11 protein-coding genes are annotated in these 11820 nt (G+C 70.7%); all 11 read right to left on the reverse strand.

Annotated features, from left to right (window positions below; genetic code table 11):
- Positions 1 to 23 precede the first annotated feature (23 nt).
- Entirely contained in the window at positions 24 to 383 is a 360-nt protein-coding gene (gene rplS, locus AC0VYM_RS23955; RefSeq protein WP_475455796.1) for a 50S ribosomal protein L19, read from the reverse strand.
- A 175-nt stretch (positions 384 to 558) separates the two neighbouring features.
- Complete coding sequence (gene trmD, locus AC0VYM_RS23960) at positions 559 to 1374, reverse strand: tRNA (guanosine(37)-N1)-methyltransferase TrmD (protein WP_475455798.1); 816 nt, start codon at positions 1372 to 1374, stop codon at positions 559 to 561.
- A gap of 11 nt (positions 1375 to 1385) precedes the next feature.
- A complete protein-coding gene (gene rimM / locus AC0VYM_RS23965) occupies positions 1386 to 1907 on the reverse strand; it encodes a ribosome maturation factor RimM (RefSeq protein ID WP_475455800.1) in 522 nt (173 codons plus the stop codon).
- A 189-nt stretch (positions 1908 to 2096) separates the two neighbouring features.
- Positions 2097 to 2339, reverse strand: a complete 243-nt coding sequence (locus AC0VYM_RS23970; RefSeq protein ID WP_378740859.1) for an RNA-binding protein — start codon at positions 2337 to 2339, stop codon at positions 2097 to 2099.
- A 2-nt stretch (positions 2340 to 2341) separates the two neighbouring features.
- Entirely contained in the window at positions 2342 to 2797 is a 456-nt protein-coding gene (gene rpsP / locus AC0VYM_RS23975) for a 30S ribosomal protein S16 (RefSeq protein WP_357767332.1), read from the reverse strand.
- Positions 2798 to 3064: 267 nt separating this feature from the next.
- Entirely contained in the window at positions 3065 to 4663 is a 1599-nt protein-coding gene (ffh, locus tag AC0VYM_RS23980) for a signal recognition particle protein (RefSeq protein ID WP_475455802.1), read from the reverse strand.
- A gap of 191 nt (positions 4664 to 4854) precedes the next feature.
- Complete coding sequence (locus tag AC0VYM_RS23985) at positions 4855 to 6066, reverse strand: hypothetical protein (RefSeq protein ID WP_475455804.1); 1212 nt, start codon at positions 6064 to 6066, stop codon at positions 4855 to 4857.
- Between the two features lie 410 nt (positions 6067 to 6476).
- Positions 6477 to 7820: an ammonium transporter gene (locus AC0VYM_RS23990; RefSeq protein ID WP_475455806.1), complete on the reverse strand. Its 1344-nt coding sequence runs from the start codon at positions 7818 to 7820 to the stop codon at positions 6477 to 6479.
- 281 nt (positions 7821 to 8101) lie between these two features.
- Positions 8102 to 9292, reverse strand: coding sequence for a signal recognition particle-docking protein FtsY (gene ftsY, locus AC0VYM_RS23995; protein WP_475455808.1), 1191 nt, complete (start codon positions 9290 to 9292; stop codon positions 8102 to 8104).
- Positions 9293 to 9382: 90 nt separating this feature from the next.
- Complete coding sequence (locus AC0VYM_RS24000; RefSeq protein ID WP_475455810.1) at positions 9383 to 10417, reverse strand: FecCD family ABC transporter permease; 1035 nt, start codon at positions 10415 to 10417, stop codon at positions 9383 to 9385.
- Between the two features lie 61 nt (positions 10418 to 10478).
- Complete coding sequence (locus tag AC0VYM_RS24005; protein WP_475455812.1) at positions 10479 to 11474, reverse strand: ABC transporter substrate-binding protein; 996 nt, start codon at positions 11472 to 11474, stop codon at positions 10479 to 10481.
- Between the last annotated feature and the right edge of the window lie 346 nt (positions 11475 to 11820).

Raw genomic sequence — 11820 nt, forward strand, 5'->3', positions numbered from 1 at the left:
GTTCCGGCCGGATCAGCCCAGACCTACTTGTTGATGGGCTCGCGGCGCTCGCGGATGCGGGCGGCCTTGCCGCGCAGGTCGCGCAGGTAGTACAGCTTGGCGCGACGCACGCGACCGCGGGCGGCGACCTCGTACTTCTCGACGGCCGGGGTGTGGATCGGGAACGTACGCTCCACGCCCACGCCGTAGCTCACCTTGCGGATGGTGAAGGTCTCGCGGTTGCCCGAGCCCTGACGGCGGATGACGACGCCCTTGAAGACCTGGACACGGGTGCGGGTGCCCTCGGTCACGCGGACGTGGACGTTGAGGGTGTCGCCGGGGCGGAACTCCGGAACGTCGGTGCGAAGCTGAGCCTTCTCAAGCTCCTGAATGGCGGTGTGCATCTCGCGAATCCTCATCAATAGCGCGCCGCGTCCTGCCCCCCGGCTGTTCCGGGGAGGGGGTGCGCGGGCGAGGCCCTGTTGGGTCTGACCAGTCGAACCACCCGGTGACCGACACAGAGGCCGACGTCGTACCGCCGGCATGCGGATGCCTGGGGGTCACCAGGGGGGAACTCACCTAGTTTGCCACATGATCCCGGCCGTCCCGAACCGGCCGTTCACCACACTCGGCTCCGTCGGCGGGGTCGGCCGCCTCGGCCAGGACCTCGCGGTCCCGCTTGTCGAGGCTGTCGGCGGGGGTGGCCGCGACCAGGTCGGGCCGGTTGCGGGCGGTCTTGCGCAGCGCCTGGTCACGGCGCCAGCGGTCCACCGCCCCGTGGTTGCCGGAGAGCAGCACCGGGGGCACCTCCTGGCCGCGCCACGTGCCGGGCTTGGTGTACACCGGCCCCTCCACCAGGTGTTCCATCCCACCCGAGGCGAAGGAGTCCTGGACGTGCGACTCCCGGTTGCCGAGCACACCGGGCAGCAGCCGGGTGATGGCCTCCACCATCACCAGCGTGGCCGACTCGCCCCCGTTGAGGACGTAGTCACCGATGCTGATCTCCTCGACCGGCATCCGCAGGGCGGCGTCCACGGCCACCCGGGAGTCGATGCCCTCGTACCGCCCGCACCCGAACACCAGGTGCTCCTCACCCGCGAGCCGCTCGGCGTCGGCCTGGGTGAAGGGGCGTCCGCTCGGGGTCGGCAGGACCAGCCGCGCGGGCCGCTCCGCCACGACCGCGTCCAGGGCCTCGCCCCACGGCTCGGGCTTCATCACCATGCCGGGGCCGCCGCCGTAGGGGGTGTCGTCGACGGTGTTGTGCCGGTCGTGGGTCCAGTAGCGCAGGTCGTGGACGCGCACGTCGAGCAGGCCCGCCTCGCGCGCCTTACCGATCAGCGAGAGATCCAGCGGAGCGAAGTAGTCGGGGAAGATGCTGATGATGTCGATGCGCACTGCGTACTCGTTCAGTCGGTGTTCTGGAGGTCGAGCAGGCCGGGCGGCGGGTCGATCACGATCCGGCCGCCCGCGACGTCGACCTCGGGGACCAGGGCGGCGACGAACGGCACCAGGATCTCGTGTCCGCCGGTCTCGGCGGTGATGACCAGCACGTCCTGCGCGTGGTGGAGGACGTCCTCGACCTCACCCACGGTCGCGCCCTCGGTGGTGACGGCGGTCAGGCCGATCAGTTCGTGGTCGTGGAACTCGTCGGGGTCGTCCAGGGGGGCGATGTCCTCGGAGTCCACCATGAGGAGGGTGCCGCGCAGCGTCTCGGCGGCGTCGCGGTCGGCCGTGCCCTCGAAGCGGACGAGCATCCGGCCGCTGTGGCGGCGCGTCGAGGCCACCTTCAGCGGGCCGGTCGCGGCCGGGTCGGTCTGGAGGACGGCGCCGACGGCGAACCGGGCGTCGGGGTCGTCGGTGCGCACGTCGACGGCGACGTCGCCGCGGATACCGTGCGCGCGGCCGATCCGGCCCACCACGAGTCGCATGAGCAGTGTTTCCTTCGGGTCGTTCTTCGGTTCCCGGACGTCACACGGGGTCTCCCGGCGTCCGGGGTCCCCTCGGTGTCCCCGAACCGGGAACGGCCCCGGGGAAAGCCGTGCCCGGGGCCGTTCACACGGTCCCCGGGCACGAGTGCGGGGCGCCGACCGTCAGCGGTCGGCGCCCCCAGAGGCGCTTCAGCGCACTTCGTTCAGGTCCAACAGGTCCACGCGGACGTACCGGCCGCCTGCGAGGGAGCCGACGACGGTCCGGAGTGCCTTGGCGGTCCGGCCGTTGCGGCCGATGACCTTGCCGAGGTCGTCCGGGTGGACCCGGACCTCCAGGACCTTGCCCTTGCGGAGCCGCTTGGCTCTCACCTGGACGTCGTCGGAGTTCGAGACGATCCCCTTCACGAGGTGCTCAAGCGCCTCTTCCAGCACGATTAGGCCTCGCCCTCGGACTTCTTCTCAGCCTCGGCGGTCTCGGCGGGCTTGTCGGCCGCCTTGTCCGTCTTCTTCTCGGCCTTCTTGGTCTTCTTCTCCTGGCCGGGAAGGACGAGCTCCTTCAGCGCGGCCTGGAAGGCGGCTTCCTTGGCCTCGGGGTCCTTGGCCTCAGCGACCTGGAGCGGCGCCGGGGCGGCAAGGCCCTTGAACTTCTGCCAGTCACCGGTCTTGCGCAGGAGGACCTTCACCGCGTCGGTCGGCTGGGCGCCGACGGACAGCCAGTACTGGGCCCGCTCGGAGTCGACCTCGATGAGGCTCGGGTGCTCCTTGGGGTGGTACTTGCCGATCTCCTCGATCGCCTTGCCGTCACGCTTGTTGCGGGCGTCGGCGACGATGACACGGTACTGGGGCGTACGGATCTTGCCCATACGCTTGAGCTTCAGTTTGACAGCCACTGGAGTGGTCTTCTCCCGTATAACGGTGTTAGCGCCTGATGGGCGACCCACGTGGGGTTGTGGAACCCGTCGAGGCAGGACGTGGGCGGCGGGTTAGTTAGAGGGCTGACCCGGCCACCGTTAGTCGACTACTCATTGTGCCAGACGCGGACGTGTTCCTTGGACAGGACACCACGGTGCGCGCGGCCCGGTTCGGGAACGACCGCGGCCCGCCGGGGAAGTCCCCGGGCGGGCCGTGGTGGGTGTCACTGTCGCGTGCCGTCGCGACTACTTCTTCGGCAGCTTGAAGTTGGACAGGTCCGGCATGTTCGGTCCGCCGAAACCGGGCGGGAGGGTGGGCTGGCCGCCGCCACCGCCGCCGAGGCCCGGGGGCAGCTGGGGCATCTCCTGGCCGCCCTCCTCCTGGCGCCGCTTGCGCTCGGCCTCACGCTCGGCCTCCTGCTGGCGGGCCTTCATCGGGTTGCCGCTGCGCTGCTTGCCCTTCTTCGCCTTCTTGGCCTGGGCCTTGGCCTTCTTCTTGTTGCCGCCCACGCCCGGCATCCCGGGCATCCCCGGCATACCGCCGCCGCTCTTCATCTTGCGCATCATCTTCTGCGCCTCGAAGAAGCGGGTGACCAGGCCGTTGACGTCACTGACCTGCGTACCGGAACCGTTGGCGATGCGCAGTCGGCGGGAGCCGTTGATCATCTTCGGGTTCGCGCGCTCACCGGGGGTCATCGACTGGATGATCGCCTGGATGCGGTCCAGGTCCTTGTCGTCGATGCCGTCGATCTGCTCGCGCATCTGCCCCATGCCGGGCATCATGCCGAGCAGGTTGCCGATCGGGCCGAGCTTGCGGACCATCGCCATCTGCTGGAGGAAGTCGTCCAGCGTGAAGTCGTCGTCCGAGGCCATGGTCGAGGCCATCTTCTCGACCTCGGCCTCGTCGAACGTGCGCTGGGCCTGTTCGATGAGGGTGAGGACGTCACCCATGTCCAGGATGCGCGAGGCCATCCGGTCCGGGTGGAAGAGGTCGAAGTCCTCGAGCTTCTCGCCGGTGGAGGCGAACATGATCGGGCGGCCGGTGATGTGCCGGATGGACAGGGCCGCACCGCCGCGGGCGTCACCGTCGAGCTTGGTGAGCGCGACCGCGTCGTAGCCGACGCCGTCCAGGAAGGCCTGGGCGGTGTTGACCGCGTCCTGACCGATCATGGCGTCGACGACGAAGAGGATCTCGTCGGGGTTGACCGCGTCGCGGATGTCCGCGGCCTGCCGCATCATCTCGGTGTCCACACCGAGGCGCCCGGCGGTGTCGATGATGACGACGTTGTGGTTGTTGCGCTTCGCGTGCTCGATGGAGTCGCGGGCCACGTCGACGGGGTCGCCCACGCCGTTGCCGGGTTCGGGAGCGAACACGGGGGTGCCCGCGCGCTCACCGACCACCTGGAGCTGGGTGACGGCGTTGGGGCGCTGGAGGTCGGCGGCGACCAGCAGCGGGGTGTTGCGGTCGGCGGCGAGCCACTTGGCGAGCTTGCCCGCGAGGGTGGTCTTACCGGCGCCCTGGAGACCCGCGAGCATGATCACGGTGGGCGGCGTCTTGCCGAAGCGGATCTGCCGGGTCTCGCCACCGAGGATCTCGACCAGTTCCTCGTTGACGATCTTGATGACCTGCTGGGCGGGGTTGAGGGCCTTGGAGACCTCCTCACCGCGGGCGCGCTCCTTGATCCGCGAGATGAACTCACGGACCACGGGCAGCGCCACGTCCGCCTCGAGCAGCGCGAGACGGATCTCGCGCGCGGTCGCGTTGATGTCCTCCTCGGACAGCCGCCCCTTGCCGCGCAGCGAGGAGAAGACCGATGTCAGCCGGTCGGAAAGCGTCTCGAACACGAGTTTGGCCAGTCCTTCGTCGTCGGGTTTGACTTCCTAGCCTACCGCCCCGCCGTCACCGGGCACGAAGCCCAGGTCCGGCCGGGGCCTCCCGGCACGGAAGGGGCGGGGGACGCGCCCCCGCCCGGTTCCCGTTCCTCGGGTACCCGAGCCCGCACACGGGTGCCGGTTCGGGTGTGCGGGGTCCGGGGCTACTCGCCCTCGGTCTCCTGCGCCTCGGCGCCGTCGCTCTCCTCGGCGCCCTCGGACTCCTCGGTGTCGCCCGCGAGGGTGGCCTCGCGCTGCTCGGCCAGGGCCGCGAGCATCTCCTCCTGCTGTTCGCCGCTCAGGCCACGGGTGGACAGGCGGGCCTCGCCCTGGATGTCCTCGTAGGTCTTGGGCTCGGAGGTGACGATGTTGTAGTTGGCGTCACAGGACAGATCGAGCGAACCGCCCGCCTCCAGGGCGCCGCTGTCGGTGCACTCCTCGTCACCGATCTGCTCCTGGCTGAAGGTGACGTCCATGCGGACCAGGACCGTGCCGCTGCCCGAGGCCCCGGAGTCGCGGACGGTGCCGGACCAGGTGCAGTGCGGGCCGTCGACGCACTCCATGGCGGGCTGTCCGTCCCAGCTCACCTCGATGCGGGCGTCGCGGGAGCCGTTCAGCTCCTCCTCGGTGACGGTCGTCAGGTTGTCGTACAGCTCCTCGGCGGCGGCCTGGTCGGCCTGGGCGATGTCCAGGCGCACCTGGGGGCCCTTCTCCCCGCCCTCGGGCACCAGTTCCTCGACCTCGACGCGCAGGATCTGGTTGGTCTCCGCGTCGATCCACAGCTGGTTGCGCTCGCCGTTGAGGTCGACCTTGTAGGCGCGGGTGTCGTCGAGGGTCTCCTCGACGGCCTCGTCGCCCTCCAGGCCGATCTCCTCCAGGATCGCCGCCAGCGCGGGCGGGGCCAGGGTGTTCTGCGGGTTGATGCCCGCCTGCGCGGTGGAGGAGCGCACCCAGGCGCCGTCGAACTGGTCGCTGTCGGGCCCGAAGACGTTCTTGTCGAGCCAGAACTCCTCACCGGCGCGCAGGAAGATCTTGTTGTCGGCGGCGATCATCTCCGCCTCGACCCCGTTGGCGCGGACGGTGCCGCTGGTCGCGCCGCCGTCGGCGACGGTCACGGTGGCCTCCTGGATGTCCCCGCCCACGCTGGGGGCGACCTGCCCGTTCGCCGTGAGCGCCGGGTAGTCGGCCAGGTCCGCCAGGGCGTTCTCCAGCAGGGGCGCCGCGTCGACCGGTTCGGCCGCGTCCTCGGTGGGGGCGGGCTCGTCGTCACCGCCGCCGAAGCCGCATCCGGCCAGTCCCAGTGCGGTGATCGTGCCCACCGCGGCGAGGGCGAACCGTCCGCGTCCGCGACCCCTGTTGTGAGTAACCGGCGCCATCTTGCCTCCTGACCCCGACCTGTGGGGTGCTGATTCGAATGCGCGTGAAGGAAGTCGTCGGGAGGTGTTTCCCGGGCGTCGTCACCGCCCCGCCTCGCCGCGACATGGGATGCGGGCGCGAACCTGCCGGTTGCGTCCGGTGGCCCCCCGTGGGTCGGCCCATCCGGCGCTCTTCGCCGTTCCCCCGGAACCGGGCTGGCCGCCGCACCGCCCAGAAAGGGTATCGAACACGAGCACGCACCACTGCCAACACCACTCCATGAACACGCACAAATCAGCGGAATCCGTGGGGCGCGGGCGGGGCGAACAGCCAGAACGCGAACGGGGCCGACGGGGAGAAATCCCCCGTCGGCCCCTGTGTCCGCCCCACCGTGTCGGTGGTTCGGGACCGGTCGCCTCGACGTTGAGTGCTAGGACCCGACCCGCGGTGGGGCGGCCTCCTCACCCGGAGGCGTCGGTGAGGAGGCCGTCTCTCCCTCCATTTCGTCGAGCTCGTCGAAGGCGTAGGCCGACTCCGCGTGGAGCTCGTGGTCCAGGCCGTTGGTCTCGACCTCCTCGGTGATGCGGAAACCGATGAGCAGGTCGATGACCTTGGCGATGACCCAGGTGACGATGAAGGTGTAGACCATGACGCCGATCACCGAGACGGCCTGCGCGGCGAGGAGGCCGAGGCCGCCGCCGAAGAGCAGACCCGCGTCGCCGCCGCCGGGCACGGCGGAGGAGGCGATGAACCCGAGGGCGAGGCAGCCGACGATGCCGCCGACCATGTGGATGCCCACGACGTCCAGGGCGTCGTCGTACTTGAAGCGGAACTTCCAGCTGATGGCGTAGGCGCAGACGGCACCGGACAGGGCGCCGACCACGATGGCGCCGACCGGGGTGACGTTGGCGGCCGAGGGGGTGATGGCGACCAGTCCGGCGATGGCACCGGAGGCGAAGCCCAGGGCGCTGACCTTCCCGTAGCGCAGGCGCTCGACCAGCATCCAGGCGGCGGTCGCGGCGGCGGTGGCGACCTGGGTGTTGACCAGGGCCAGGGCGGCCTGCTCGTTGGCCGCGTAGGCGGAGCCCCCGTTGAAGCCGAACCAGCCGAACCACAGCAGGGCGGCGCCCAGCAGGACGAACGGCAGGTTGTGCGGGCGCATCGACTCGGAGCCGAAGCCCTTGCGGCGGCCGAGGACGATGACCAGGGCCAGGGCGGCGGCGCCGGCGTTGATGTGGACGGCGGTGCCGCCCGCGAAGTCGATCACCTCGGGGAGGCCGGTGAACTCGTGCATGCGGGCGATCCAGCCGCCGCCCCACACCCAGTGGGCCACGGGGAAGTAGACCAGGAGCGCCCAGATCGGGGCGAACAGCAGCCAGGCGCCGAACTTGGCGCGGTCGGCGATGGCGCCGCTGATCAGGGCCACGGTGATGACCGCGAACATGAGCTGGAAGCCGGCGTCGACCAGCAGCGGGTAGCCGCCGTCGGTGCCGTCCACGGGTTCGACCTCGGTCATGATGCTGCTCAGGCCGACGTAGTCGAACCCTCCGATGAAGAGGTCCAGGACTCCGTGGCCGGGTGCGTAGGTCAGCGAGTGGCCTACCAGGACCCACAGGACGCTGATGATGGCGATGCTGCCGAAGCTCATCAGCATCATGTTGAGGACGCTCTTGGCCCGCGACATGCCTCCGTAGAAGAAGGCCAGGCCCGGGGTCATGAGCATCACCAGCGCGGCGCTCATCAGCAGCCACGCGGTGTTGCCGGTGTCGATCATGTCGTCGCCTCCGTTGCACGGACGGGGGATGGTCGTGAGATGCGGCGGTCAGCGAGCGCGTCTTCGGGCCCGATGCGCTGGCCACGGCGACCACTGTCCGACCCGGGTGTTTCCCGGTCGGACCCGACGTGTTGCGCGGGGGTAAAAGGGCGCCGCGCGGTGTTAAGCCGTCATGAACGAACCGTGCTCAAGGGGCGAACGACCAACGGCCGGACCCCGTGTCACGGGTGTCCGGCCGTCTGGTGGTCGTGGTGCTTCCGGGTGCTCGTGGTGCCCCCGGGTCAGCCGAGGATGGCGTCCACGAAGACCTCGGGGTCGAAGGGGGCGAGGTCGTCGGGGCCCTCACCGAGCCCGACGAGCTTGACGGGCACGCCCAGCTCACGCTGGACCTGGACGATGATGCCGCCCTTGGCGGTGCCGTCGAGCTTGGTCAGGGCGATGCCGGTGACGTTGACGACCTCCGCGAACACGCGCGCCTGGCGCAGTCCGTTCTGGCCGGTGGTGGCGTCCAGGACGAGCAGGACCTCGTCGACCTGGGACTTCTTCTCCACCACGCGCTTGACCTTGCCCAGCTCGTCCATCAGGCCGGTCTTGGTGTGCAGGCGCCCGGCGGTGTCGATGATCACGGTGTCCGCGCCGTCGTCGATGCCCCGGGCGACGGCGTCGAAGGCCACGCTGGCGGGGTCGGCGCCCTCCTCCTTGCGCACGACCGGCGCGCCGACCCGGCTGCCCCAGGTCTGGAGCTGTTCGGTGGCGGCGGCGCGGAAGGTGTCGGCGGCGCCGAGCACGACGCTGCGGCCGTCACCGACCAGGACGCGGGCGAGTTTGCCGGTGGTGGTGGTCTTGCCGGTGCCGTTGACGCCCACGATCATGATGACCGCCGGGCGGTCACCGTGGGGTTCGGTGCGGACGGCGCGGTCGGCGTCGGTGTTGATCTGCTTGAGGAGTTCCTCGCGGAGCAGGGCGCGGACCTCGTCGGTCTCGCGGGTGCCGAGCACCTTGACGCGGGTGCGCAGGTTCTCCACGATCTGGGTGGCCGAGGCGACGCCGATGTCGGCGGTGATGAGGGTGTCCTCGATCTCCTCCCAGGTGTCCTCGTCCAGGTTCTTGGAGGAGAGCAGGCTGAGCAGCCCCTGGCCGAAGGAGCTCTGTGAGCGGGCCAGGCGGGCGCGCAGGCGGACCATGCGCCCGGCGGACGGGGGCGGGGTCTCGATCTCGGGTGCGGTGGGTTCGGCCGGGGCCGTGGCGGCGGCTTCCTCGGCCGGAGGCGCGTGGGCGGGGGGCGTCTGTGCGACTCCCCCGTCCTGCTCACGGTCCTCTTCGGGGGCGGTGGCCTCGGGCGCCCCGGTGACCTCGGGCTTGGTCTCCTCCTCACCCGGCTTGACCGAGCGTCCGGCCCTGACCAGGAAGAACCCGCCGATTACCAGGAGGGCGACGACGACGATGATGCTTACGAGCAAGGTGATGTCCATAGCGTTCACCAGTCTCCCAGAGTGTCCGACGCGTTCGCGTCACGCCCCGGTGGCGTGCCGGGAACGATGCCGGCGGTGGCCTCCGCGCCCTCAGGTGCCGCGGTGTCGCGTGGTGCGCAGGATGAGGACGAAGAAGGGTGCGCCCAGGAAGGCGGTGACCACCCCGATGGGGAGTTCCGCCGGGGCGACGATGGTGCGCGCGACGACGTCCACCAGGACGAGGAAGGCACCGCCCATGAGCACGGTGACGGGCAGGATCGCCCGGTAGTTGGAGCCCACGAGGCGGCGCACGATGTGCGGGACGACGATGCCGACGAACCCGATCAGCCCGCTCACGGAGACGGCGGCGGCGGTGGCCAGGGAGGCGGCGGCGATCACGACCATCCGCACGGCGGCGGGGTTGAGGCCGAGGCTGACCGCCTTGTCGTCACCCAGGGCGAGCATGTCCAGCAGGTAGCCGCAGAGCAGCAGGACGACGAGCGCGACGATCGCGTACGGGGCGATGAGGCGGACGTCGTCCCAGCCGCCCCGGCCGAGCCCGCCCAGCAGCCACGCGTAGATGCGTTGGAGCTGGTCCACGCCCATCTGCTGGACGAGGGTCTGGGCGGCGGACAGGAACGAGGAGACCGCCACCCCGGCCAGGACCAGCGCGGCGGTGCCCCCTCCCCCGGCGGTGGCGCCGAGGAGGTAGGCGGCGGCCACACCGGCCAGCGCTCCGACGAAGGCGGCCACCGGGACGAGGGCGCGCGGGTCGGCCAGTACCTCGTGGCCGAAGACCATGACCATGGTGGCGCCCAGTCCGGCCCCGGCCGCGGCGCCGAGCAGGAAGGGGTCGGCCAGCGGGTTGCGGAAGACGCCCTGGTAGGCGCCGCCCGCCGTGGCCAGCAGGGCGCCGACGACGGCGCCCATCACCACGCGCGGCAGGCGCAGTTCCATGAGGAGCGCCTCCTGCCGTTCGGTGAGCGGCGTCTCGACCGCCCCGAACGGCAGGAGGCTGAGCAGGTGGCGGAGGATGTCACCGGCGGAGATCGAGGCGGCGCCCGCCGCGACGCCGAAGACCCCGGCGGCGAACAGGGCGACCGCGCCGCCCAGCACCCAGCCCAGGGGAACCCCGAAGCCCTTCACGTCCAGCTCTCCTTGCTCTCGTCCCCGTCCGCCCGGGCGCGCGGCCCGGGCGGTACCGGACCTACTGCTGGGCGGTCTCGATGACCGCGTCGCCCACGGACTGGGCGAAGTCGACCACGCGCGGGCCCCAGCGGGAGGCGATGTCGGTGTCGAGGAGGTGGACCGAGCCGGTCTCGACGGCGGAGACGGTGTCGTAGGCCGGGCGTTCCTCCACCGCTTCGACGGCGGACTCGTCACCGTAGGAGAGGAAGATGAGGTCGGGGTTCTCCTCGACCACGAACTCCGGGGACAGCTGCGGGTAGCCGCCGCTCTCGCCGTCGTCCGCCTGGTCCGCGATGTTCACCAGTCCGAAGGAGTCGTAGATCTGTCCGGCGAAGGTGCTGGAGGTGGCGGAGAAGAGGGTGTCGTCGAGCTCCTGGTAGAAGGTGAGCTCGCTGTCACCGATCTCGGCGCAGACGGACTCGACGATCCCGTTGAACTCGTCCTCGATCCGGTCGGCCTCGGTGTCGGCCTCCTCCGTCTTCCCGGTGGCGTCCCCGAGCAGGCGGATCTGGGCGTAGACGTCCTCCAGGTCGGCGGCGCCGGGCAGGACCAGGGTGGGGATGTCGACGGCGCCGAGCTGGTCGGCGGTCTCGACGGCGCTGTCAGCGAGGATCACCAGGTCGGGGTCGTACTCGCTGATCGCCTCGACGTTGGGCGTGAAGCCGCTGAGGTCCGTGGTGGGGGCCTCGTCGGGGTAGTTGGAGTAGTCGTCGACCGCCTCGACCTGGTCACCGGCACCGATGGCGAAGAGCATCTCGGTGTTGCTGGGCGAGAGGGAGACGATGCGCTCGGGGGCGGCGTCGACGGTGACCTCTCCGACCATGTCGGTCACGGTGACGGGGAAGGTCCCGTCACCGACGGTCGCGCGGTCGGCCGCGGGCTCGGGGGCCCCGCACTCGGCGGAGGCGGTCTCGGTCTCCTGCGCGGGCTCGGACTCGGGTTCGGTGGTGCCGCAGGCGGTGAGGGCGAGGGTGGCGCCCAGGAGTGCGACGGGGAGTTGGTGGGCGATCCGCACGGTGCGGTGCTCCTTCGGTGAGCAGGGGAAAGAGCACGACCCGGTCGGGGACGGCCGGTCCTTCCCACGAGGACGGGGTTCGTCGGTGCCGAGGAGGCGACCTGGCTCGTCCCCGCGCACGCGCGGGGCATCACAGTTGCGGGGCAGCGCCGGATTGCGCGGGCCGTGGTGGCCGCGGGACCGGACTTCGCTCGTTCGACACCCGTCGCACCGCCGGAGGGCGGCACAACCCCTCCACTCTACTCGGCGGTACTCCCGGGCCCCGGTGGCACCTCAGCGACCTCCGCTTGGGCGCGCGTACCGCTCTCACCTGTGCTTTTCGTGGGAGCGTACGGGCAGCGGCACT

The organism is Nocardiopsis sp. iso_237 (assembly GCF_056173345.1).